The organism is Actinocrinis sp. (genome assembly GCF_035946395.1).
GTDB lineage: Bacteria > Actinomycetota > Actinomycetes > Streptomycetales > Catenulisporaceae > Actinocrinis.
In genome coordinates, this window is the sequence record NZ_DASYZI010000288.1 from 1 (window position 1) to 22666 (window position 22666).

The following is a 22666-nucleotide window of genomic DNA, read 5'->3' on the forward strand; positions in this document are numbered from 1 at the left end:
GGATCCCGCAGCCCGTCGAGCTTCTGCGCGGCCACCACGAACGTGTCCTGGAGTGCATCGGACGCGTCCTCGGGGTCGCGCAGCATCGTGCGGCAGTACGCGTACAGCGCCGAGGCGTATCGGTCGTAGGCGGCAGCCAGCCCTGCCGGGTCGCCCGCCACGATCGCGGCGACGAGGTCCCGATCCTGCATGCGCACACGGTAGAGCCTCTGGTTCGCGCCGTGGAACACAGTGTCGAGAAACACAGTGTCGAGAAACACGTTGTCGTCGAGAGGCACGGCGTCGTCGGGAGACACTCTGCCGAGAAGTCAGATCCAGCCATTGCGCACCGCGTACGCGACGGCCTGCGTCCGGTTGCGCAGGTTGAGCCGGATCGTCAGCGACTGGAGCACGGCCTTGATCGTGCGCTCCGAGTACGCAAGTTTCGTGGCGACCTCGCGGGTGGACAGGCCGTCCGCGATCAGCTTGAGCACGTCGCGCTCCCGCTCGGTCAGGCCGGCGAAGGACAGGCCGCGTGGTTCGAGCGCGGTCCGGTTTAGCAGGCTGACTTGGTCGAGCAGGTGACGCACCAGGTCCGGCGGCATGTCGCCGTAGCCCTGCGCCGCGGCGCGCACCACGCGCACGAGCCGCTCCGGCGTCGCCTCGGCCCGGCGCACCACGCCGCACACCCCGCTGCCCACTACGCCGACCACCGTGCGCGGATCGAGCTGACCGACGATCAGCACGACCGGCGTGCCGTCCGCGCGATGCAGCGCGGTCAGCCAACGTGTGGTCGCGTCGTCGACCACGTCCGCGACAGCGATCACGACCGAGGCGGCCTCGCCGGCCTCGGCGACCCGCAGTTCGGGCCGCTGGCGCAGCTGCACCAGGATTCCGGCCTCCGAGATGGGGTCGAGCGAGTGGACGCGGACCGTGACGCGGTTCGGGCGGGTGACGGGGTGCCGTGGTGTCGGGATTGATGACAGTGAGGTTGATGACGTGGTGTTCGACGGTGCGGCGTGCGACGACACCGTGTTCGATGACGTGGTGTTCGACGACACCGTGTTCGACGACGGCATGGTGTGCGACTGTGCGGTGCTCGGCGATGCTGACGTGACGGGCATGGCGACCGCCTCCTGCGCTTCGAGTAGTTGCCTCATACCGGTGAGAGGAGCGGGCGCACGGGATCCCAACACTTTTTCCGGGAGATTTTTTCGGCGCGCGTGGACGCAGGTCATTGCGGGGGCTGGCGCCGTGGCCCTGTGGATGGACGATTGATTCACTTGGAAGAAAGTCGTCCAGGCGGAAGGGTCGTGCCATGCAGACCAAGCAGCGCGTAAGCAAGGTGATCCTGCGCAAGAAGAACATCTTGACCGTGCCACGTGAGATCGCCGACCAGATGCAGTTGGCCGAAGGGGACGAGTTCATCGTGACCGAGGAGCAGGGGCGCATCGTGCTGACCCCAGCGCTGTCGATCCCGGCTGACCAGGCATGGTTCTGGACTCCGCAGTGGCAGGCGCGCATTGCTGAGGCCGAGGCGGACCGGTTGGCGGGCAACAGCACCACCTATCGCCTCGGAGGAAGAGTTCCTCGCAGCAATGGACGCCGAGTAGCCGCGGATGCCGACTTTATGAGGCCCTGGCGGCGTTCCAACGTCAGTACAGCAAGCTCGACCCGGCGCAGAAGGCTGCGTTCCGGCGCGCGCTGGCGGTTTTCATCGCGAACCTGAAGGTCGGTGGCTCCTTCAGCCCCGAACTGCGAGTGCACGAGCTGGCCAATACCGAGATCTGGTCGCTGACCTGGGCGAAGGACGGTCGGGCACTGTTTCGCTATGGTGACCGGGTCGCGACAGGCGAGGCGCACACCGTCTGGGAGGCCATCGGCGCTCACGCCGAGGTCTACAACTTCAAGGACTGAGGGACTGACTGAATAGCTCGGGTGGGGCCGTCCCCACCACGGCCCCACCCTGTTCGTGGCGCGGCGGTCGGCCGCGCTCCCCGTTCCCCGGTGCCCTAGTCGGGCAGGCTCACCGCCGCGGCGGTCAGTTGGTCGTGCGCGGCGACGATCGCCAGGGCACGCTTCGGCACCGTGATCTCGTGGTCGTACGAGCACCGCAGCAGGCAGCGGGCCAGTGCGGTGTGCCACTCCCAGCAGTGCCGCCGGTACTCGTCGTCGCCTGACATGCCGGGGCAGAACGCGCGCAGGTTGCCGGTCAGCCAGTTCAGCGCGGCCAGAGCCGCCGCGGTGCCGTCTGCGGAAGTGCCGCTGGTCGTGTCGTTCGCTGCACGCTCGGTTCCGTGCTGGTCGGGCACGGAGCCGAGCGTGTCGTCGGGTCCTGCGCTCGTCATGATGCCTGTGGCGGGCTTGGCGGCCGATGGCAGGTCGGGCACGGTGACCGTGCCCTCGGGGTCCTTCGGCAGCAAGTCGGAGGGCACGAAGTCCGCGAGCAGCGCGTCGACTACTCCGGTGCCGCCGTGGAGCGGGTCGAGCAGCGGTTCCAGGCGGCCGAGCCGCTTTGCCACGTCACGCCAGCGGTCGAATCCGGTGAAGAACATCGAGGCGGCGCCCGGATCCACGCTGTGCATGAGCAGGTCCACCGCGAGACGGGCCGGATCGGTGGCCCAGTGCTCGTGGCCGAAGCGGCTCGCGTCGATCACCGTCGGCTCCGGGTGTCGGCCCTCGTAGACCAGCACGTTCGCCGCGTGCAGATCACCGTGCGAGAACACGCCGTGGGTCGGCCGCGACGCCGTCTGTTGCGGATCGGAGCCGCCGATCCGGCCCTCGGTGACGAACGCGGTCAGTCGCTGCGTCAGCTCGTCCACCAGTGACTCGGGCAGCCGGCAGCCATCTGGGTGAGTGAGAACTGGGCTGAGCTCCTTGACGGCGTGCAGTACTCGACGCTGCCGGTAGTACGGCGTGCGCAGGAGATCGGCCGGGGAGTCGATCTCCTGGGCGGTGTCCGCGTAGACCCCGCCGAGGCCGTCGGTGAACAGCGCCGCGAACACGTCCTCGACCGCGGCGTCCGATGCGCCGCGCGCGAGCCAGTCGCGAAGTGTTAGTGCACTGCCTTGCAGCTGTGAGGCGAGTGCATACCAGCCGTTGACCGGGCCGACCGGGTACGGCGGCGCCTGCCGGGCCATCAGTGCCGGACGCAGCAGCGCCGCAGCCTCGGCGCCGCGTTGCGCCTCGCGCGTCAGCGCGTCTTTGTCCAGGCTCACCTTGAGCACGTGGTGGGTGCGCACGCCGCTGTTGTCCAGCGCTGCTGTTACTGCGCACACCGCGGCACCCGAGTAACCGGGGGCGATGTAACCCAGGCTCATGTTGCGTGTGGTGCGCCCGGCGGCATCGAGGATGCGCGCGTAAAGCCGGCACAGCGTCGGTTCCCCGATCTCGTGCACCAGCGCCTGGATGTTCGGGTCGAGCTCGTCGTAGGTCACCGCGATCGGGGCCACCGCGCCGGTGTCCAGCAGGTGGTTGTGGATCTCGGTGGCGATGGCGGTCGGGCTGTTGTCCGGGGCGTCCACGCTGAACTCGTACCGCCGCAGCACCCGGTGCGCCCCGCTGCGCCGCGCCTCGTCGAGCAGGTCGGGGCGCTGTGTGTCGCCGCCGCTGATCGCCAGGATGAACGCGCCGGGGAACCGCTCGCGGGCCTCGCGGATCAGGTTCAGCCCGGACTCGGCCGGTGCGGCTCCGGACCCGTCGCGCGCGCCGGTGGCGTCCTGCCCGCCGGCCCCGTTTCGTTTGGCGCCCTCTCGCGCGGCGGCCGGCAGATCGACCACGATCAGGTCGTACGCCGCGCCGGGCACCGAGAACAGCTCGCGTACCTGGCCGGGGTCCTTCGCGGTCGTCCACACGACCAGCCAGCCGAGCTGCGCGAACGGGTACCGCAGCCGCTCGGGCACCGTGGTGAGGTTGTCTTCGTCCTCGTCGATGAGCAGCGCCTGGATCGAGTCCACCGTCACGCCCCCTGCCACGGACGCAATGTGATGACCGTCTCGAAGCCCGAGTCGCGGCCCACAGCGCGGCCGGTGAGCGAGCCGCCGAACGGCCTGAGGCCGCGGTCCAGCGCGCCGAAGCCGCGGCCGGGATCCGCCGGGCCCGGCAGGACGCCGGAGTCGCGGATCACGATCTGAAGGCCATCCGGGCCGGGGCGGTGCAGGCTCAGCTCGATCCGCGGCTCGCCGCTGGTGTCGCCGATGCTGTTGCTTCGGCGAGTGTGTGCGTCGTCCAGGGCGTGCCCGATGGCGCGGTCGAGCAGATCTCGTGGGCAGAACACCTGCACGTCAAGATCTGCCGTCGGGCGTGTCGCGGCTTCCAGGCCTCGGGCCGCGAGAGCGGCTTCGACGACTGCGCCGACGTTGGCCGGCGCGGAGCGCACCAAGTCCACGAGTGGTGCGGGGGCGCCGGTGACCGGCCGGTGCGTCGCGAACAGTGCGCAGTACCACCAGCCGATCCGGTCGAGCAGTTCGCGGCGCATCGTGCGCCACCTGCGCTCGTCCGGCTCGCGCGGTTCGCGCAGCAGCGCGCTCAGCCGCTCGGACAGCTCCAGCAGACCGGCCGCGCTCGTGTCGGCCAGCGCGACGAACCGCTGTTGGTCCCGGCGGCCGAACAGTTCGGCCACGTGCTCCCCGGCCAGGATCTCGCGCAGCGCCGGCAAGTGCGCCAGCACCCGTTCCTCGACGAGCCGCGCGCATTCCCGCAGGTCCGCCTCCGCGATCATGGTGCGCTCCCGGCCCGGCGCGGCGACCTGGAGGTCTTCCACGAAGTCACGCGCCCGCAGCAGCCTCGACTCGAAGCGGTGCCGCTCGGCCGGCTCGCACCACTGCCCGGCCAGCCGCGCCCACGCCTCGCGCGGATCGTCGGGCCGCGGCCGGGACGGCAGCTCGGCCAGGAAGATCAGCTGCCGCACGACGTGCGCGTACTCCTCGACCAGCCGGTGATCCCAGCCCGCGCGCACGCCCTCAAGCCAGTCCCGGCAGCGCAGCAGGCCGTCGCGCAGCTCGGCGAGGTCGATCGGCGAGTCGCGGCGGGGTCGGCGGGCCAGCCGGTACGCCTCCAGGCATACCTGGTCGACCACGACCGGCTCGTCCGCGCCCAGCTCGACCAGCGTCGGCAGCATCGCGACGAAACGCTCCGGCGCCGCGGCGGCCAGCACCATCACCGTCTGCGCACGCAGCCACGGCGGCTCGGGCGCCGGAGAGTCCAGTTCGTCCAAGCAGCAGCGGGCCAGCGGCTCCCGGGCCGCCGCGTACCGCAGCGGCGGCAGCTTGAGCCAGCCGTGCTCCGCCGCGAGCAGCCGGATCAGGCCGCGCCGTCCCCAGTCGGAATCCGGTGACGGCTGGCTCAGCTCCGCCAGCCGGTCCAGCACCTCCCGCCGGGCACCGGTCTCGTGCAGCGCCCGGCGCAGCAGCCCCCGCCAGCGCAGATAGTCCGTCGCGTCGTCGCAGAACAGCGGCACGCCGAACAGGTCAGCCGGGGCGCTCTCGAACAGCTCGTCGCGCCGCCGCGGCCGCAGCAGTTCGTGCAGCCGGTCCGCGTGGCGGCGCAGCCGTTCCGGCGCGTCGCCGAAGCCCGCGTACTTCTCGCGGGTCTCGCACATGCCGCACGCGTGCCCGTCGAGGTCGCCGAAGCCGCCCGCGCTGACGTAGCGCACGACGACCGGCACGTCGGAGCCGCGCGTCGTGCGCACCCCGTCGGGTTCGAGCCGGACGGCGCTGATCGAGCGCAGCATCCCGCCGTCGCGTTCCGGCTGCTGGTCGAGCAGCACCACCGCGACGATCCGTTCCGCGCCGGCCGTGACGGCGTGCCGGATCAGCTGTTGCAGGGTGCTGCCGGTCCGCGACAGGTAGTCGAGGATCAGCACCGTGCGCGGCCGCGGCGCGCGGCTGAGGGCCGAGGGCGCAGTCAGCCAGGCTGAGCCCGCGCCGAGATGCTGGAACGCCAGTGGCGTGTTCACCCGCTGCCCGGTTTCCGACATCCGCGACCAGACCGCCTGCGCGAGCCGGCCGGCGTTGTCCCGCGCGTCGCCCGGATGCCAGATCTGGATGGCGTCCTCGGCGCGCGCCGGGTCGGCGCGGTGGTGGACCCGGGCCAGGCTCCGCTGCACGGCGTCGAGCATCGCGTCAGTTATCCGGATGCGCGCGTCCTCATTGCGGAACAGCCGGTCCATGTCGAGGACTGCACTCGTGTGCACGCGGCGGGGGTGCTCGACGTGACCGACGCGAAGCGCTCCGGACGGCAACCCGGGGTGCGGCGCGCACCAGTACAGCAACTCCTCCTCGCTCATCGCCAGCCGCTCGGCGGGCTTGGGCGCGGCGGGGCGCAGCATGAGCGGGTCGATGTCCCGGACCGGTTCCCCCAGGGCCGCCTCGGCGTCCAGCGCTTCGAGGTCGATCTCGGCGAGCGCGACCACCGGGATCTCCCGGTTCAGGACATTGATCCGGCCGCGTTTGGCCCGGGCGTCCACGACGCACGCGATCACCACGGGCTCAGCGTGCTCGACGATGTCCGCGACCGCGCGGCGCACCGTGTTCTCGGTGAGGATCACGTCCGTGCAGAGCACGACGCGGGCGTCGGACGGCACGTCGCCCGCGGTCGGCCAGCCGTTCTGGTCGAACTCCGGCCCGAGCGGATATGTGCGGTCGCCGAGCGCCAGGCACTCGCTGAGCTGCCCGGCCAGCCGCGGTGGGCAGGTGTGCGTCTGCGCGACGACGACCGGGGCGCAGCCGGGTGGCAGTGTCGCCAACTCGGCCTGCACCGCGCGGGCCAGCGTGAACGCGGCCATCTCGGAGCCGATGGTGCCGTCGAGCAACTGCGCGGCGTCGATCCAGCGGTTCGTGACGGCCAGCGTCGGCGTACGGAATAGTCCGCGGCGCACGCCCGAACCGCCGCGCAGCGCCTCGCCGGACAGTTCGCGCTGCGCCGCGTCTGTGAGCGCGCCGAGAACGTGCAAGGGCGAGAGCAGCAGGAGCAGGCTGTCGCCCTCGACCGCGAACAGGTGCTTGTTCCCGCGCAGCGCCTTGTCGAACTCGTCGGCGGCACCCGCGGCCAGCCGGCTCTTGCCGCTTCTGGCGGCCGACCAGCGCTGCCTGGCCACGGCGACCGACACGACGCCGCCGGCCTCGGTGAGCAGCTCAAGCACGGCGCGCATCGGCGCGGTACCGCCGAACCACAGCGGCTTGCCCTGCGCGCCGAGCACCAGCACGACGCGGCCCGCGGCGTTGGAGTCGGCGGTTTCGGAATCCAGGGAACACGACTCCAGGACGCGGCAGCCGAGGTCGGGGAACACCGCCGCCACGGCGGTCCGCTCGGCTCCCGGGGCGAGCGCCGTCAGCATGCGCCGCACCGCCTGCCGCAGCGTGCCGATACCGTGCGGGTCGCTCTCGCCGCCGGTCGAGACTGTCACCACGACGCCGGAGGTCCGCGTGCCGGAGGCCGCCGTTGCGCCGCGCGCCCGCGAGACGGCGGCGGAGAACGCCGCGCGGTCCGCCTCGCCGAGGCCGTGTTCCGTATCGAGCGTCGCGCCGATCCAGCCGAGCTGCTGCGGCCGGTGCAGGGCCGGGTGCCCGCTCCAGTGCCCGCCCGGCGCCGAGAACCGCGGACCGACCGGCACCGTCGCTTCGAACAGGGTGTCGGGCCGGCCGCCGCCACCGGCGAACAGGCGCAGGATCCGGCCCTGGCCCTGATCCGGACCGTTGACCGCAGACGCACCCTCGGGATGCCCGGATGTCGGCGAACCGTCACCGTCCAGCAGTTGCCCGCCGACCAGCACTCGCGGATGCTCGGGATCGCGCGCGGCGGCCAGTTGCGCCGCGTTGCCGATCAGTTCGGCCAGTACCGTCTCACCGATCGCGCGTGCGTCGGAGGCTGGGAGGCCGAGGTCCCCCAATCCCTGCTCAAGGGCGACGTACCGCGCGGGTTCGCGTAAGCCCGCGCCCTCCAGCGGCTGAAGCCACTGTAACGGCAGCAACCTGCGCCGGTAGCCCAACGGCTCGACGGCCGGGTTGCTGCCGGCTGCCATATCCCCGGACGGTGGCTCATCGACATCCTCCCCTTTTCCGGCGGGCCCCGCTCCGCGGACCCGCACGGCGTCTACCGGCCAGTGCGGTGCCTCCTGGAAGCCCGCCTGCCGCATGAAGGCACGCGCTTGGCCGCGTCTGCCGGCGCGGTGTCGGGTCTCCCGTGCTCGGGACCACGAGTCCGGGTCGCCGGGCGCCGCACCGCCCGGACCCGCACCGTTCAGACCCCTGCCGTTGAGACCCGCACCGTCCCGACCGACACCGCCTCGGCCAACATGATTCTGGCCAACACGGACCTGACCAACGCCACCCTGACCGGCGCCTTCCGGACCCGCACCGTCCGGACCCACCCGCCGGTCAGCCGTCTCCCGCGCGCCTTGCTCGAATTCGTGCGCGGGAAGCGTGACAGTCGCGCCCACCCCGGCCGCGACTGCGGCGTCAAGCACAAGCAACGCTCTGGCCAGCACGCTCAACTCGACGTACTCGACCCTGCCGAAGTCGAGGTGCGGACCGCCGCGTGCGAAACCCTCCGGCCGGCCGCCCGCAGGCGCGCCGTCTGGGGCGTCGAACTCGGCCTCCCAGGCGGCTATGCTCAGCACCGGGGGGAATCGGAACTCGGTCATCCGCCACTCGTCGTACTCGGTGTATCAGCGTGCTCGGTGAATCAGCGCCCGTGAACTACCGGCCGCGTCGCGGTGCCTTTCAGGGCTCAAGACTGGCACGGTCCACCCCCGTGAAACGTCCGACGTCGGACACGGTCGGACAGCGACGGACACCGGTGTACCCGACCGACCAGGCGGTATGCCGGTCGCCGAGTCCGCTCGAAGGCCGTTTCGACGTGCGCGATGAGCCCCGGCAGCAGCTACGCTGACGGAGCGTCACATCAGTACTCGGACAGGGCTGCGGATGGTTCGGTTGGAAGGCGGCGCCGGCTTCCCCGAGGACCTCGGTCTCCGGCACCTGGAGACCCTGGAGGACCTCGGCGATTCGCTGCGCCGACTGCGCCGCAGGTACGCGCGCCGCCGCAGCGACGCCCTGCTCTCCTACCGCTACCTGGCCGAGAAGACCGGATACGCACACGGCGTCATCGGCGGCTACTTCTCGGGGAAGGTGCTGCCGCCGCCGGACAAGCTGGACGTTATCGTGGTGCTGCTCGGCGCGGACGGCGCGGAGCGGCTGGCCTTCGCGGCGGCGCGCGACGCCATCGAGGAACGCAGGCGCAGGCACCCCGAGCCGGGTCCCGGTCCGGGCGGCGGACCGGGTTCGGCGCAGGCCGGCGGGGCAGCGGGCACCGCGCAGCGCCCCGGCGCCCCGGCGGCTGCGGCCAGCAGCTACCTGTACGACCTGCTGACCCGGCCGGGACGCTACCGCTCGCAGTGGCGGCGACTGCTGGTGCCCGGCGGCGGAGCGCTGGGCGCGATCACCGACGTGGTCGCGGCGCATCTGGCCGAACTCGGCTCGCCGGACCACGACCGCGACCCGGTCAAGCTGCGCTCGCGGATCTCCCGGGCGCTGGCCGGCAACAGCCCGGACACCGTGCTCGGCAGCGTCACCCTTAACTGGTTCGTCGACGCCTTCGACATCGCGCCGGACGACGCGGACCGGCTGCGTTTCCTGCACGCGGGCTCGTCGAGCATCCGCTACGTGCGTGGTGACGTGCAGGAGACCGACCTGCCGGTGTTCGATTCGCCGCCCGTCCGCCATCGCACCGTGGATCTGCGCGAGTACCACTATCTCGGGCCGGACGGCCTGCCCGCGCAGCACCGCACCGACCAGATCATCGAGGCGACCGAGGACGGCCTCGACCGTTACACGTACATGGTCGACACGAACATGCTCACTCTCGACGTGCAGACCGGCGGCATACCGGGCCTGCCCTACCAGCTACGCGCCCGCGACGGGAACATCTACCACGCGATCGACATCCTGCTCGAACGCCCGCTCCCGCGTGGATCCACGGCGGTCCTCAACTACACGGCCACGTTCCGCTACGAGGAGAAGCCGCCGACCGAGATGCGCCACGCGTTCCGCCGGAAGGTGGACAAGTCCCTGCTGTGGATCCACTTTCACCCCGAGATGGTCCCCAGCCGGCTGTGGTGGGCGGAGTGGAACGGCATCATCAACAGCTCGATCACGCATCGCGAACCGGTCTCGCTCAACTCGGCGAACGAGGCGCACCGCTTCCTCGAAGGCGGCGCCGAGCACGCCGTCGTCGGCTTCTACTGGGAGTGGTAGCGACACGTGGAGGCACACTGTCTCCATGTGCAGAAGCATCAAGACTCTCCGGCCGCCGATGACGCTCGACGTCAGCGAGGAAGACATCAGGGCGGCGGCGCTGCAATACGTGCGCAAGATCTCCGGATTCCGCGCCCCGGCTGCGCATAACCGCGAGGCCTTTGACGAGGCCGTGGAGGCTGTCGCGGTGGCGACCACACGGCTGCTCGACACGCTTGAGGTGCGCGGCGCCGCGAGCCACGTCGGATGAAATTCGCGGGCCGGCGTGTAGAGAACGAGCCGTCCGCTCCGACAACCATAGTGAGAAGCGTCCGGACCGGGCGCCGTGATCCGTTGGGAGCAACGACGTGAAGTACATGCTGCTGATCTACCAGAACACCGACGCCTGGCAGACCCTCTCCGAGGCCGACCGCACCGCCGTGATGGACGACGCGACCGTGATCTTCGAGGAACTGACCGCGTCGGGCGAGATCGTCGGCGGCGAGCCGCTGGGCCCGCCGAGCGCCACCAAGACCGTGAAGGTGCGCGACGGGGTGCCCACGGTGACCGACGGGCCGTTCATCGAGTCCAAGGAACAGTTCGTCGGTTACGTCACGGTGGACGTGAAGAGCGAGGAGCGGGCGCTGGAGATCGCCGAGCGCTGGCCGGACGCGCGTTACTGGGCGCTGGAGGTCCGGCCGATCCTGAGCATGGACGAGTGATCCCGAGCGTGCGTGACTGACTCGCCGAGGTGGGTCGAGAGCGCGGCGCTCAGCCGTCGCGCTCCGGCCTCTCGGCCGTGCGCATCACGGTTTTGGCAGCGTGGTGTGCAGCAACACCGTGTTCAGCAGCGCGGTGCGCAGTAACACCGTCCAGGTGTCCGCGACCATCTCTTCCAGCGACGAGCGCTCCGGCTTCCAGCCCAGTTCGTCGCGGATCCGCGCGGTGTCGGCCAGCAGCATCGGCGGCTCCGGCTGCGGTGGACGCGGCTCGATGGGCACCCGGCGACCGGTCACCGACTCGACAGCCGCGATGATCTCGCGGACGCTGGCGCCGGTCGCCCCGACGTTGTACGTCCGGAACTCTCCGGCCCGGCTGTGGCCGAGCGCCAGTACGTAGGCACGCGCGACATCGTCCACGTGCACGAAGTCACGTACCGCCGAGCCGTCGCCGTTCAGCGCCAGCGGTGGCCGAAGCCCGGCCGCCGCCAGCAGCGTGCGCGGGATGATCCGGCTCTCGTCCGGATCGCCGAAGCCCGCGACGGAACCGGCGGCGTTGAACACGCGCAGGTTGATCGCGCCGATGGCACGTGCGGTCCGGTGACTTGGTGCTGGATTCGGCTCCGCGGCATGATCCAGCACCGCATCCCGCACCGCCTGTTCGGCGGCGAGCTTGGACGATCCGTACGGACTCGTCGGCGCCGGCACGGCGTCCTCGGCAATCGGCTGGGCTTCCGGTGCGCCGTAGATCGCCGCCGTCGACGCTTGAACGAAGGCGATCGGCCTGCTGTCGCCGCCACGCGCCGACGTCAGCGATTCGAGCAGCGCGGCGGTCCCGCCGACGTTGACCGCGTGGTACTCGTCCGGCTGCTCGAAGGACTCGCGGACGCGGGTGAGCGCCGCCAAGTGGCAGACCCCGCCGATACCGCCGATACCGCCGATACCATCGACCGCGACTCGCAGCCGATCGTGGTCTCGTACGTCAGCCTCGACCACGTATAAACCGTCAGCGTCAAACCCGGCGGTCGCGTCTTGGCGCCGTCGGCGGGTCAGTGCGACGACCTCGTGCCCGGCTTCGAGAAGCCGTAGCGTCACGGCCCGGCCCACGTAGCCGAACGCTCCCGTCACCAGCACACGCACTGCGACCTCCTTGCCGGTCGGCTGCTCGGGCGAACAGCCGATTCTCCGGGTAACGCGGGTCCACCGATTTCAGTCGATTTCAGTCTGTGGACTTGTGAACCCCGCCCCGGAGCGATTCTCCCCTGGACCTGATGCGATCTCGTTCTACTACGGACTGACCGGCCTGGCCTGCTTCTTCTGGTACTACCTGCCGCCGGTATGGCGCTGCCGGTATGGCCGCACGCTCTGGCTGCGGTGCGTGCTGCCACCGGCGTACCCTCTCGGCGGCGGCACAGTAGCCTGATGCCGCTCGGGCCCGGCATCCCTCGGCCGGGGGCTGAACGAGAGGCGGAATCCGATGGCTGACTTCGTCGGCGCGGTCGACCAGGGCACCACCAGCACCCGCTTCATGGTCTTCGACCACGGCGGCCGGGAGGTCGCCAGGCACCAGCTTGAGCACGCGCAGATCCTGCCGCGGGCCGGCTGGGTCGAGCACGACCCGGTGGAGATCTGGGAACAGACCCGGGCGGTCGTCGAGACGGCGCTGAGCGTGTCCGGGCTCGGCGCCGCCGACCTGGCCGCGCTCGGCGTCACCAACCAGCGGGAGACCACCGTGGTGTGGAACCGGCGCACCGGCCGGCCGTACCACAACGCGATCGTCTGGCAGGACACACGCACCGACCGGATCGCCGCCGCCCTCGACCGGGACGCCCGGGGCGGCACCATCCGGCGCAAGGCCGGGCTGCCCCCGGCGACCTACTTCTCCGCGGGCAAGCTCCAGTGGCTGCTGGAGAACGTCGCCGGACTGCGCGCGGCGGGCGAGTCCGGGGAGGCGGTCTTCGGCACCGTCGACTCCTGGCTGCTGTGGAACCTGACCGGTGGCCCCGACGGCGGCCAGCACGTCACCGACGTGACCAACGCCAGCCGCACGATGCTGATGAACCTGGAGACCCTCGACTGGGACGACGAGCTGCTCTCGTTCTTCGGCGTCCCGCGCGCGATGCTGCCGCGGATCCGGCCCTCCGCCGACCCGGTCGGCTACGGGGTGACCCGCGCGGACGGTCCGCTGCACCGCGAGGTCGCGCTGACCGGCGACCTCGGCGACCAGCAGGCGGCCACCGTCGGGCAGGTCTGCTTCACCCCCGGATCGGCGAAGAACACCTACGGGACCGGCAACTTCCTGCTGCTGAACACCGGTACCGAGCCGGTGCGCTCGAACCACGGCCTGCTGACCACGGTGGCCTACCAGTTCGGCGCGCAGCCGCCGGTGTACGCGCTCGAAGGCTCGATCGCGGTGACCGGATCCGCTGTGCAGTGGCTGCGCGACCAGCTCGGCGTCATCGCCGACGCGGAGCGCAGCGAGGCGCTGGCCCGGCAGGTCGAGGACAACGGCGGGGTGTACTTCGTGCCGGCCTTCTCCGGGCTCTTCGCGCCGTACTGGCGCTCCGACGCGCGCGGCGTGATCGTCGGCCTCTCCCGCTACAACAACGCCGCCCACCTCGCGCGGGCGACGCTCGAAGCGATCTGCTACCAGACCCGCGACGTGGTCGAGGCGATGGAGCAGGACTCCGGCGTGCGCTTGGACGTGCTGCGAGCGGACGGCGGGGTGACCGCGAACGAGCTGTGCATGCAGATCCAGGCGGACGTGCTCGGCGTCCCGGTCTCGAAGCCCGTGGTCGCCGAGACCACCGCACTCGGCGCCGCCTACGCGGCGGGCCTGGCGGTCGGGTTCTGGAAGAGCACCGACGAGCTGGTCGGCAACTGGAGCGAGGCCCGGCGCTGGGAGCCGCAGTGGACCGGGGAGCAGCGCGCGGCCGGCTACGGCCGCTGGAAGAAGGCCGTCGCCCGCACCCTCGACTGGATCGGACCCGAGGACTGACGGGCGTCCCGGGAGCGAGACCGGCCCGGCGGGGTCGGGCCGGGCCGGCCATTTTCCTGGGGAGGGCGGTGGATCGGGGCTCTACGAGCGTGGATCCGGGGCTCGCGGGCCTCAGCCCTCGGCGCCGTCGGACTTGTCGAGGACCGCCTCGATCTCCAGCAGTATCTCGACCTTGTCGCCCACCACCAGGCCGCCGGTCTCCATCGTCGCGTTGAAGTTGACGTTGAAGTCGCGCCGGTTGATCTCCGCCTTCGCCGAGAAGCCGGCGCGGTAGCCGCCGTAGGCGTCCGGGCCGAAGCCGTTGACCTCAAGCCTGAGCGGGACCTGCTTGGTGACGCCCTTGAGGGTCAGCTCGCCGTCCAGGATCCAGTCGCCGCCGTGCTCCCGCACGCCGGTGGACTGGTAGGTCATCGTCGGGTGGTTCTCCACGTCGAAGAAGTCCGCCGACCGGATGTGCGCGTTGCGCTGCTCCTGGTTGGTGTCGATCGAGTCGAGCTTGACGGTCGCCGTCACCGAGCTGCCCGCCGGCGTCTCGCCGGTCACCAGGGTGCCCTCGAAGGTGCGGAAGAAGCCGCGGACCTTGCTGACCACCATGTGGCGCACGGTGAACGAGACGTCCGAGTGGACTGGGTCGATGGTCCAGGTGCCGGCGACGTAGCCGGGGATCTGGGTGGTGGTAGTCATTGCCGCCTCCGCATAAGTTCAATGTTCAACTAACCGCTGTGGGCAGCAGCCTACGCCAAGGTAGTCAAGCTTTCAACCATCTGGCGGCCAGACGACCTCAGATTAATCCGAAGAGCGCAACGAGGGGAACAGGCTGTCGACGAACGCGTTGCGGAATGTGCCCTCGGGGTCCTGTGCGAGCAGCAGCCGGCGGAAGTCGTCCCAGCGTTCGTACTGGTCAGCGAGCTGCTGCGGTGGCGTGGTGAACAGCTTGCCCCAGTGCGGGCGGGCGCCGAGCGGCATCAGCCGCTCTTCCACGGCGGCCAGGACCGGCGTGACCGCCTCGGTGTCCGCGACCCAGGTGAAGTGGAAGGCGACACTGTCCCGGCCGTACGCGGGGCTGAGCCACAGATCGTCGGCCGCGATCGTGCGCAGCTCGGAGATCTGCAACACCGGGGCGATCCGGTCCGCCAAGCCGCGCAGCGCGGCGATGGCCTGCGGTGCGGCGGCGCGCGGCAGCAGGAATTCCGATTGCAACTCCTCGCCGCTGCTCGGCGTGAAGTCCGGCCGGAAGTGCGGGAGGCGTTCGTGCCACGGACCCGGCACGCCGCCCTGCACCGTGCAGAAACCGGCCGGCATGCCTGGGATCGGGTGCCGCGGGCCGTCGGCCGGGCGCGCGCCGAGCCACTTGGGGCCCAGTACGTCCAGGAGGGATTGGGGCGCGCCCTCCCCGCTCTCGTGGCGCGTTTTGAGCCATACCGCGCCGTCGCCGTCGGCCCAGTTCGTGAACACGCTGACGCTGTACGCCGCGCCGAACACCGCGTCGAACCGCTCGGCGAGCACGTCGAGCGCGAGGCCTTCGTAGACGTACTGCGCCACCTCGAAGGACGACAGCAGTTCGAGGGTCAGCTCGGTCACCACGCCGAACGCGCCGAGGCCGACCACCGCGCCCGGGAAACGCTCCGGGTCGTCCCGGCGGCTCAGCTCGGCCGGTTCGCCGCCGGGGCCGACGATCCGCAGCGCGGCCACCGCCGTGGCCAGGCCGCCGTTGCGGTCGCCCGAGCCGTGCGTCCCGGTCGCGCAGGCGCCCGCGATGGAGATGTGCGGCAGCGAGGCGAGGTTCGGCAGCGCGTAGCCGGCCTGGTTCAGCCGCTCGGCCACCTCGGCGTAGCGCAGCCCGGCGGAGACGGTCACCGTCGCGGCGGCCGTGTCGATCTCGATCACCCGGGGCAACCCCGCCACGCTGACCAGGTCGGCCGGTGTGTCGGCGATCCGGTTGAAGGAGTGGCCGGTGCCGAGCGCGCGGACCCCGGCGCTCGCCGCGACGAGCTCGCGCAGCTCGGCGACCGTTTGCGGGCGGTGTACCCGTTCGGCGCGGAATTCGATGTTCCCGGCCCAGTTAGTCAGCATGCAAAGATCATGCCAGCGTCCGGGCGTGGGGATCCCAGTCGTCCGGCAGCTCGGCCGGGACCGCGGTGCTGCTCGCCACGTTCAGGAACTCGCTGCGCTCGGCCGAGTCGGTGATCGCCGCCATGGTCTCCAGCACGTGCAGCGCCAGCGCGCCCGACGCGCGGTGCGGCTCCCCGCCACGCAGCGACCGCGCCATCTCCAGCACGCCGAGGCCGCGCCCGACGCTCGTCCCGGTGACCGGCAGCTCGCGCCATTCCTCGTCCTTCGGCCCGCGCATCCGCAGCGGGCCGTCGAAGGTGTTGGGATCGGGCAGGCACAGCGTTCCCTCGGTCCCGGTGATCTCGATCGTCCGGCGGGGCGCCGTGGAGTCGAAGCTGAAGGTCGACACGGTGCTGGGACCGGTCTCCAGCTCGATCAGCGCCGTGATGTGGGTCGGGACTTCGACGTCGAACACGGTCCCGGCCTTCGGCCCCGAGCCGATGACCCGCCGCGCCCGCGCCTGACGTGCGGCGGCCGCGACCCTGGCCACCGGGCCGAGCAGCGTGACGAGCGCGGTCAGGTAGTAGGGGCCGATGTCGAACAGCGGCCCGGCGCCGGCCTGGAACAGGAACTCGGGATTCGGGTGCCAGGACTCCGGGCCGGGGTTCTGGAACACGATGGCAGCCGCCACCGGGGCGCCGATCGCGCCGGACCGCAGCACCCGCCCCGCCGACTGGAGTCCCGAGCCGAGGAAGGTGTCCGGGGCGTTGCCGATCCGCAGACCCCGCGCCGTCGCCTCGGCCAGCACCTTCTCGGCCGTCGCCGGATCGAGCGAGAGCGGCTTCTCGCCGTACACGTGCTTTCCGGCGCTCAGCGCGGCGAGCGCGACGGAGGCGTGCGCGGCCGGGATGGTCAGGTTGACCACCAGCTCCACCTCGGGGACGGCCAGCGCCGCCTCGACGTCTCCGGACACCGGCACGCCGTACTGCCCGGCGACCGTGGCCGCGCGCTCGACGTCGAGGTCTGCGACGGCCAGCACCCGCACGTCCGGAAACGCCGTCAGGTTTCTGAGGTACTGGCCGCTGATCACGCCGGCGCCGACCACCGCCAGGCCGACCGGGCCGTCACCGCTCGTGCTCATGAAGGCGCTCCGGCGCCGTCGGCGAGCCCGGTCAGGTAGGTGCGGCTGTGCGCCAGCGCCTCGAAGACGTCCGTCGCGCAGCTGTCGAGTTCCACGACGCGCCACGCCCGCGGCGCCGCTTCGAGGATCTCCGGCACCGGCATCGCCCCGTCGCCGACCGCGGTGTGCGGCTCGCCCTTGGCCACCGGGCCGTCCTTGACGTGCAGCGCGAGCACCCGGTCGCCGAGCCGGCGCAGCAGATCAGGAACCTGAGCCCCGCCGACCGCCGCCCAGTACGTGTCGATCTCCAGCGCCACCTCGGGGCTCAGCCGCTCGGCCAGCACCTCCAGCGCGTGCACGCCGTCGATCCGCGGCTCGAACTCCCACCAGTGGTTGTGGTAGCCCAGCCGCAGGCCGTAGCCCGCCGCCTGCTCCGACAGGCCATTGAGAAGGTCGGCGGCGCGCGCGATCCCGTCCCGGGTGGTGAACTCCCGCTCCGGGATGCCCGCGGGCACGATCGCCAGCTCGGTGCCGAGCTGCGCGACCGCCTCGAAGGCCGGGCCCGGCTCCGGATCGCGGACCAGGCCGCCGGCGTGCACGCCGGAGATCGTCAGGCCCAGCTCGTCGGCGAGCCGGCGCAGCCCCTCCGGATCGTCGGCGGGGTTGTACGGCTCGACGGCGCGATATCCGAGCTGCGCGACCCGGCGCACTGTGCCCTCGCGATCCGCGGCCATCTGCTCGCGCACGCTGTAGAGCTGCACGCTGATCGGTTTCGTGCTCGTTGCCATCCGATCCTCCTGTCTGCCGGACCCGGTCCGCACGCCGGGCCCGGCCGCTTGGGTTGCGCGTTTCCTCGTTCCGCGCTGTTCCTGGTTGCGCTCCTGTTTCCTGGTCAGGCGCCCCTGATTCGCGTCCGCTCAGCCGACGATCAGCGGTCGCAGGGTGCGATGCGCGATTTCAAGCCCCTGCTTCACCCGGGTCTCGTCACCGCCCCAAACCGGGTCCTCGTGCTCGACCGAGAGCACTCCGGTGAATCCGCCCTCGTACAGCGCGTCGACCACCGCGCGCCAGTCCACCTGGCCGAGTCCGGGCACCCGGTAGCGCCACCAGCCCACGTCCCACGGGTTCTCGCGGCTCAGGGTTCTGCCGAAGATGCCGTAACGGACCCTGGCGCGGGGATCGACCTGCGCGTCCTTGGCCTGCGCGTGCGGGATCCGGTCCACGTACGGGCGCAGCGCCTCGACCGGGTCGATGCCCAGCCACAGCAGGTGTGAGGGGTCGTAGTTGAGGTAGAAGCCGAGGGAGAACATCCACTCCCACAGCTCGGGGCAGTAGGCGAGGTTTCCGGGATAGCCGTCCGGGTGCCAGCCCTCCATGACGCAGTTCTCGATGATGAGCTTGACCCCGCGCTCCCCGGCGTACTCGACCAGCGGCGGCAGCAGGCGCTCGGCGAGCGCGACGTTCTCCTTGACCGACAGGCCCGGATCGCGGCCGATGAAGGTGCCCACGTACGGCACGCCGAGCAGCTGCGCCGCGTCCACGTTGCGGCGCACGTGCTCGGCGATCTGCATGCGGCGCCGCTCGTGCGGGTGCAGGTTGTTCTCGTAGTAGGCGAGCGCCGAGATGATCAGGCCGTTGGCGTCGAACAGCGCGCGGATCTCGTCGGCTTCCCGCTTGCCGAGCGAGACGACGTCGATGTGGCTGGCCTCGAAGTCCCGCGAGCCGGTGGACGGCCAGGTCGCGACTTCGAGCGCCTGGTAGCCGTGCCCGGCGGCCCAGGCGACCAGCTGCGGCAGCGGGACCTGTGGCAGGCAGGCGGTGAGGAAACCCAGCTTCATCGGGGCACCAGCCTCATCGGGACACCAACTTCATCGGGGCACCACTTCATCGGGGAACCTCGGTCCAGGAACGGCTCCGGGCGGAGCGCAGCACGGCTTCGGTCAGGCGGACGGTGCGGGCGGCGTCGTCGAACGTGGGGTAGCCGTATCCGGTGCTCGTCCCCTGATTTGCGGTCGGCCTGATGGCCGCGTAGACCTCGCCGACGAACGCGGCGAAGCAGTCCGCGTATCCCATCGGATGCCCAGCCGGCAGAACGCTGAGATAAGCGGCCTGTGGCGAGAGCAGCGCCGGGTCGCGCAGCAGCTTCGCGTTGCCGGTGCGGGATCCGACGAACAGCGACTCGGGGTTCTCCTGGTCGAACGCGACGCTGGCCGAGCCGCCGTCCACCTCGAACCAGAGCCGGTTCTTGCGGCCCGGGGACACCTGCGAGACCGTCAGCGCGCCGCTCGCGCCGAGATCGGTGCTGAAGAGCAGATGCGCCGTGTCCTCGGTGGTCACCGTGGTTTCGGTGCTCACCGTCGGCTCGGCGCCGGTCGCGTCGTCGAGCCCGGAGAAGGTCCCTCGGGCCGCGCCCTCGCGCACCGGCAGCACCGTGTGCACCATCGCGATCAGCTTGTCGATCCGGTGCCCGGTGACCCACTCCACCAGGTCGCACCAGTGCGAGCCGATGTCGGCGAAGGCCCGCGACGCGCCGCCGAGCCCGGGGTCGACCCGCCAGTTGTTGTCGCCGGGGCCGCTCAGCCAGTCCTGGAGATAGTGGCCGTGGATCAGCCGCACCGGTCCGATCGAGCCGCTTCGTACGCGCGCCCGAGCCTCCGCCGCCATCGGGTGGTACCGGTAGATGAACGGCACGGCTGTGATCAGCCCGCTGTCCCGTGCCAGTTCGAGCAGCGCGTCCGCTTCGTCGCTCGTGGTCGCCAGCGGCTTTTCGCAGATCACGTGTTTGCCCGCGAGCAGCGCCAGTTCCGCCAGCCGGCGGTGCGAGGCGTTCGGCGTGCAGACGTGTACGACGTCGACCTCGTCGCTCGTGGCCAGTTCCTCGGCCGAGTCGAAGGACCGGTCGAGTCCGAAGCGCACGGCGGCCTGCTTGCCCCGCTCGGGAGTGGATGCGCAGACGCCGACGACACGGGCCCCGGCCCGGCGTGCGGCGTCCAGATGAAGCCGGGCGGCCATACCCGCGCCCGCGATCGCCACGCGCAACGGCGATTCGGCCATTGCACCCTCCCTTCGTGCAGCCAACTAGCACGTTAATCGGCGCTCTTTAGGTTGACAATGGCAATGTTTAAGCTATGTTCTGTCATAAATAACCGGCGCGGCACTCCGTCACGCCGGCGGTGACCCGGTGCGAGCCGTGGAGCGTCAGGAGCCTCATGAGCGACCTCGGTGCACGGCAGCTCGCCGCGCTCAGCGAGCTGGCCTGCCTGGTGGCCGACGGCACCGCGACCCGCCGCAGTCAGCTGGCACAGGTCACCGGGTTGTCCCGGGCCGCGGTCGCGCAGCGGGTCGACCTGCTGGTGGCGCGCGGGCTGCTGGTCGAGACCGAGACCGTGGCCACCGAACGCGGCCGGCCGCCGCTGACCCTGCGACTCGCCGCCGACGCGCTGATCTGCGCGGTCGACCTCGGCGCCACGCACGTCCGGGCCGCGCTGACGACACTCGACGGCGCGCCGCTGGCCGAGACCATCCGCGAGATCGACATCAACGACGGGCCGCAGCGCACGCTGACCGGGGTGCACGAGCTGACCGGCGAACTGCTCGCCGAGGCCGGACGCGCGCCACGGCACCTGTGCGCGTTCAGCATCGGCGTGCCAGGGCCCGTAGAAGCGGAGACGGGCACCGTCATCCGTCCGCCGATCATGCAGGGCTGGGACGGCTACCGTATCCCCGACTTCTTCGCCGACCGGTACGACGCCACGGTGCTCGTCGACAACGACGTGAACATGATGGCGTTCGGCGAGTACAGCCACCGGCGACATCTTAGACATCTGCTGTACATCAAGGTCGGCACCGGAATCGGCTGCGGCATCATCTCGAACGGCGTCCTGCACCGCGGCGCGTCCGGTGCGGCCGGCGACATCGGCCACATACCGCTGCACGGACACGAGGACGTGCTCTGTCACTGCGGGAACACCGGCTGCGTCGAGGCGGTCGCGTCGGGCGCGGCCATCGCGAGGGCGCTGCGTGAGGCGGGCCTGCCCGCAGCGGGCGGGCGCGACGTGGTGCGCATGGTCTATGAGGGCAATCCGGTCGCCCGCCGCCAGGTGCGCCTGGCCGGGCAGCAGATCGGCGAGGTGCTGGCCTCGCTGGTCAGTTTCCACAACCCGGACGCGATCGTGCTCGGCGGGGTCATCGCACAGCTGCACGAGGACCTGCTCGCCGACATCCGCGGCGTCATCTACCGCAGGGCGCTGCCGCTGGCGACGCGCACGCTGGCCATCGAGACCTCGGCGCTCGGCGAGCGCGCCGGCGTGGAGGGCGCGGCGCGGATGGCCGCCCGGCACCTGCTCTCCACGGAGGGCATCGAACGGCTGCTCATGCAGCCGGTGCGCTGACGTCCGTTCCGGCGGCACACGGTGTCAGATCGCGCGGTGTCAGATCGCATAGCGTTAGGTCGCGCGGTGTGAGGTCACGCGGTGCCCGATCGCACTGCGGCGGATCACGCGACGGCGGATCACGCGACAACGACAACAGGGTCCGTTGCCCAGTACGCGCGGTAGTAGATCAGCTGTCCGCCCTCGTTCCGCGCCGCGCCTTCACCAGGTAGGAAAAGGCTCACCGCCAGAGCCCGGCGGCCGTCCGGCGCGGTCAGGGCCGTGACATGCGGATTGGCGAACGCCGTGCTGCCCGCGTCGGTGCGGATCGCCGCGGGCTGCGCCGTACCGGTGGCGTAGTCGTACACGTACGTGCGCCAAGACCCGAAGTCGCCCTTGACGAACTGGCCCTCGACCACCGCGTACGTGCGCCCGAGGAAGGTGATCGGATCGCGCCCGCCGATGTTGCCGCCGACCTGCCAGCGCAGCAGCGCGTCGTCGAGGTCGGGGCGCCGCGCGGCCTTCCACCGCTTGAAGTTGGTCAGCGTCGCCGTCAGTTGTCGGTCACGGTCGCAGCGCCACCAGTAGTGGCCGCCGAGCGAGATGACCGAGTGGTCGATGTCGGGGTTCAGCAGCACCGAGTGGATGGTCGGCGTTCCCTCGGCGCAACGCGACAGCGACTTGCGGGCGTCGAACGCGCGCGTCGGCGGCCCGCCGAACAGCGTTTCCCGGTCGCTGAAGTAGCGCAGCGCGATGTGGATCTTGGGGTCCTGCTCCCACGCCAGCAGATAGCCGTGGCCCGGCACGACGGCCAGGGTCGGCTGTGAGCTGCCTGGCCCGAAGTCTCGTGCGTGGTGCCAGGTGAGCAGGTCTGCGGAGGTGGCCAGCGCGGCGTGGAAACGTCCGTCCCCGAGTGCGCTGTGGTAGACGGCGAGGTAGCGGCGGTCGGGGTCGGCGCCGGGATCCTCGACGATCTTCGCGCAGTGCATCTCCCTGCCGATGTCGTCGGTCGTCCGGTAACGTCGCGCGTCGGCGGCCGTGACGTCCTCGATCAGCGACTTGAGCAGCGCGCGTCCGGGATCCGCGGGCGACGGCGGTTTGTTGCGCTCGGGATGCATTCGCCCATTCTCTGTCAGTGCACTCTTCTACGCTGATCATGACGAGCCGATGCGAGGGACGGATCCGATTCGAGGAAG

22 protein-coding genes are annotated in these 22666 nt (G+C 71.0%); 10 read left to right on the plus strand and 12 right to left on the minus strand.

The genetic code is table 11. The features are described from left to right. Both VGS97_RS17415 and VGS97_RS17420 read right to left on the minus strand, forming a co-directional pair. The coding region (locus VGS97_RS17415; protein ID WP_326854614.1) for an RNA polymerase sigma factor at positions 1-191 on the minus strand (191 nt) is incomplete at its 3' end. 117 nt (positions 192-308) lie between these two features. Beyond that, positions 309-866: a response regulator transcription factor gene (locus VGS97_RS17420; protein ID WP_326854615.1), complete on the minus strand. Its 558-nt coding sequence runs from the start codon at positions 864-866 to the stop codon at positions 309-311. Between the two features lie 19 nt (positions 867-885). Between VGS97_RS17420 and VGS97_RS17425 the strand changes: the two genes are divergently transcribed. The 3 genes from VGS97_RS17425 to VGS97_RS17435 are packed head-to-tail and all read left to right on the plus strand — an operon-like array spanning position 886 to position 1896. Beyond that, on the plus strand, positions 886-1257 hold the full coding sequence (locus tag VGS97_RS17425) for a hypothetical protein (protein ID WP_326854616.1): 372 nt from the start codon (positions 886-888) through the stop codon (positions 1255-1257). Between the two features lie 40 nt (positions 1258-1297). Beyond that, the gene (locus VGS97_RS17430) at positions 1298-1708 is read left to right on the plus strand and encodes an AbrB/MazE/SpoVT family DNA-binding domain-containing protein (protein WP_326854617.1); all 411 of its coding nucleotides are present in this window, start codon (positions 1298-1300) and stop codon (positions 1706-1708) included. Positions 1709-1740: 32 nt separating this feature from the next. Then, positions 1741-1896: a hypothetical protein gene (locus VGS97_RS17435; RefSeq protein WP_326854618.1), complete on the plus strand. Its 156-nt coding sequence runs from the start codon at positions 1741-1743 to the stop codon at positions 1894-1896. Between the two features lie 95 nt (positions 1897-1991). On the opposite strand, the gene VGS97_RS17440 is transcribed toward VGS97_RS17435, so the two are convergent. After that, positions 1992-3953, minus strand: a complete 1962-nt coding sequence (locus tag VGS97_RS17440) for a hypothetical protein (protein ID WP_326854619.1) — start codon at positions 3951-3953, stop codon at positions 1992-1994. Next, positions 3938-7999, minus strand: a complete 4062-nt coding sequence (locus VGS97_RS17445; protein WP_326854620.1) for a hypothetical protein — start codon at positions 7997-7999, stop codon at positions 3938-3940. The genes VGS97_RS17440 and VGS97_RS17445 overlap by 16 nt, the downstream gene beginning before the upstream one ends. Positions 8000-8125: 126 nt before the next feature. Here VGS97_RS17445 and VGS97_RS17450 point away from each other — a divergent pair, with 126 nt between their 5' ends. The 4 genes from VGS97_RS17450 to VGS97_RS17465 all read left to right on the plus strand — a co-directional run bounded on the left by VGS97_RS17450 (position 8126) and on the right by VGS97_RS17465 (position 10933). Then, positions 8126-8674, plus strand: a complete 549-nt coding sequence (locus VGS97_RS17450; protein ID WP_326854621.1) for a hypothetical protein — start codon at positions 8126-8128, stop codon at positions 8672-8674. A gap of 229 nt (positions 8675-8903) precedes the next feature. Then, on the plus strand, positions 8904-10232 hold the full coding sequence (locus tag VGS97_RS17455) for a helix-turn-helix transcriptional regulator (protein ID WP_326854622.1): 1329 nt from the start codon (positions 8904-8906) through the stop codon (positions 10230-10232). 25 nt (positions 10233-10257) lie between these two features. Beyond that, complete coding sequence (locus tag VGS97_RS17460; RefSeq protein ID WP_326854623.1) at positions 10258-10482, plus strand: DUF2277 domain-containing protein; 225 nt, start codon at positions 10258-10260, stop codon at positions 10480-10482. Positions 10483-10579: 97 nt separating this feature from the next. Then, positions 10580-10933 carry a YciI family protein gene (locus VGS97_RS17465; protein ID WP_349262172.1) on the plus strand — a complete coding sequence of 118 codons (354 nt, stop codon included), beginning with the start codon at positions 10580-10582 and terminating at the stop codon, positions 10931-10933. Positions 10934-11017: 84 nt separating this feature from the next. Here VGS97_RS17465 and VGS97_RS17470 read toward each other — a convergent pair whose 3' ends face one another. Beyond that, positions 11018-12070: an NAD-dependent epimerase/dehydratase family protein gene (locus tag VGS97_RS17470; protein ID WP_326854624.1), complete on the minus strand. Its 1053-nt coding sequence runs from the start codon at positions 12068-12070 to the stop codon at positions 11018-11020. Positions 12071-12164: 94 nt separating this feature from the next. Between VGS97_RS17470 and VGS97_RS17475 the strand changes: the two genes are divergently transcribed. Both VGS97_RS17475 and glpK read left to right on the plus strand, forming a co-directional pair. Then, positions 12165-12353 (plus strand): hypothetical protein, encoded by a 189-nt coding sequence (locus tag VGS97_RS17475; RefSeq protein WP_326854625.1) that lies wholly within the window; start codon positions 12165-12167, stop codon positions 12351-12353. Positions 12354-12407: 54 nt separating this feature from the next. Then, positions 12408-13928, plus strand: coding sequence for a glycerol kinase GlpK (gene glpK, locus VGS97_RS17480; RefSeq protein WP_326854626.1), 1521 nt, complete (start codon positions 12408-12410; stop codon positions 13926-13928). A gap of 111 nt (positions 13929-14039) precedes the next feature. Here the strand turns inward: glpK and VGS97_RS17485 are convergent, their stop codons facing one another. The 6 genes from VGS97_RS17485 to VGS97_RS17510 all read right to left on the minus strand — a co-directional run bounded on the left by VGS97_RS17485 (position 14040) and on the right by VGS97_RS17510 (position 20154). After that, entirely contained in the window at positions 14040-14612 is a 573-nt protein-coding gene (locus VGS97_RS17485) for a YceI family protein (RefSeq protein WP_326854627.1), read from the minus strand. A gap of 102 nt (positions 14613-14714) precedes the next feature. Then, a complete protein-coding gene (locus VGS97_RS17490) occupies positions 14715-16001 on the minus strand; it encodes a D-arabinono-1,4-lactone oxidase (RefSeq protein WP_326854628.1) in 1287 nt (428 codons plus the stop codon). Positions 16002-16008: 7 nt separating this feature from the next. Next, complete coding sequence (locus tag VGS97_RS17495; protein WP_326854629.1) at positions 16009-17121, minus strand: Gfo/Idh/MocA family oxidoreductase; 1113 nt, start codon at positions 17119-17121, stop codon at positions 16009-16011. Next, the gene (locus VGS97_RS17500; RefSeq protein WP_326854630.1) at positions 17118-17888 is read right to left on the minus strand and encodes a sugar phosphate isomerase/epimerase; all 771 of its coding nucleotides are present in this window, start codon (positions 17886-17888) and stop codon (positions 17118-17120) included. The genes VGS97_RS17495 and VGS97_RS17500 overlap by 4 nt, the downstream gene beginning before the upstream one ends. Positions 17889-18017: 129 nt before the next feature. Then, on the minus strand, positions 18018-18938 hold the full coding sequence (locus VGS97_RS17505) for a sugar phosphate isomerase/epimerase (protein WP_326854631.1): 921 nt from the start codon (positions 18936-18938) through the stop codon (positions 18018-18020). Between the two features lie 46 nt (positions 18939-18984). Next, on the minus strand, positions 18985-20154 hold the full coding sequence (locus VGS97_RS17510; RefSeq protein ID WP_326854632.1) for a Gfo/Idh/MocA family oxidoreductase: 1170 nt from the start codon (positions 20152-20154) through the stop codon (positions 18985-18987). Between the two features lie 155 nt (positions 20155-20309). Here VGS97_RS17510 and VGS97_RS17515 point away from each other — a divergent pair, with 155 nt between their 5' ends. Then, the gene (locus tag VGS97_RS17515) at positions 20310-21491 is read left to right on the plus strand and encodes an ROK family transcriptional regulator (RefSeq protein WP_326854633.1); all 1182 of its coding nucleotides are present in this window, start codon (positions 20310-20312) and stop codon (positions 21489-21491) included. Positions 21492-21610: 119 nt separating this feature from the next. Here VGS97_RS17515 and VGS97_RS17520 read toward each other — a convergent pair whose 3' ends face one another. Next, positions 21611-22588 carry a hypothetical protein gene (locus VGS97_RS17520; protein WP_326854634.1) on the minus strand — a complete coding sequence of 326 codons (978 nt, stop codon included), beginning with the start codon at positions 22586-22588 and terminating at the stop codon, positions 21611-21613. Between the last annotated feature and the right edge of the window lie 78 nt (positions 22589-22666).

Excerpts from the sequence above, each read along its gene's own strand:
- VGS97_RS17445 (WP_326854620.1), bottom strand. The coding sequence starts at position 7,999 with ATGGCAGCCGGCAGCAACCCGGCCGTCGAGCCGTTGGGCTACCGGCGC.
- VGS97_RS17505 (WP_326854631.1), bottom strand. The coding sequence starts at position 18,938 with ATGAAGCTGGGTTTCCTCACCGCCTGCCTGCCACAGGTCCCGCTGCCG.
- VGS97_RS17455 (WP_326854622.1), top strand. The coding sequence starts at position 8,904 with ATGGTTCGGTTGGAAGGCGGCGCCGGCTTCCCCGAGGACCTCGGTCTC.
- VGS97_RS17485 (WP_326854627.1), bottom strand. The coding sequence starts at position 14,612 with ATGACTACCACCACCCAGATCCCCGGCTACGTCGCCGGCACCTGGACC.
- VGS97_RS17490 (WP_326854628.1), bottom strand. The coding sequence starts at position 16,001 with ATGCTGACTAACTGGGCCGGGAACATCGAATTCCGCGCCGAACGGGTA.
- VGS97_RS17495 (WP_326854629.1), bottom strand. The coding sequence starts at position 17,121 with ATGAGCACGAGCGGTGACGGCCCGGTCGGCCTGGCGGTGGTCGGCGCC.
- VGS97_RS17515 (WP_326854633.1), top strand. The coding sequence starts at position 20,310 with ATGAGCGACCTCGGTGCACGGCAGCTCGCCGCGCTCAGCGAGCTGGCC.
- VGS97_RS17430 (WP_326854617.1), top strand. The coding sequence starts at position 1,298 with ATGCAGACCAAGCAGCGCGTAAGCAAGGTGATCCTGCGCAAGAAGAAC.
- VGS97_RS17500 (WP_326854630.1), bottom strand. The coding sequence starts at position 17,888 with ATGGCAACGAGCACGAAACCGATCAGCGTGCAGCTCTACAGCGTGCGC.
- VGS97_RS17460 (WP_326854623.1), top strand. The coding sequence starts at position 10,258 with ATGTGCAGAAGCATCAAGACTCTCCGGCCGCCGATGACGCTCGACGTC.
- VGS97_RS17520 (WP_326854634.1), bottom strand. The coding sequence starts at position 22,588 with ATGCATCCCGAGCGCAACAAACCGCCGTCGCCCGCGGATCCCGGACGC.
- glpK (WP_326854626.1), top strand. The coding sequence starts at position 12,408 with ATGGCTGACTTCGTCGGCGCGGTCGACCAGGGCACCACCAGCACCCGC.
- VGS97_RS17510 (WP_326854632.1), bottom strand. The coding sequence starts at position 20,154 with ATGGCCGAATCGCCGTTGCGCGTGGCGATCGCGGGCGCGGGTATGGCC.
- VGS97_RS17425 (WP_326854616.1), top strand. The coding sequence starts at position 886 with ATGGGGTCGAGCGAGTGGACGCGGACCGTGACGCGGTTCGGGCGGGTG.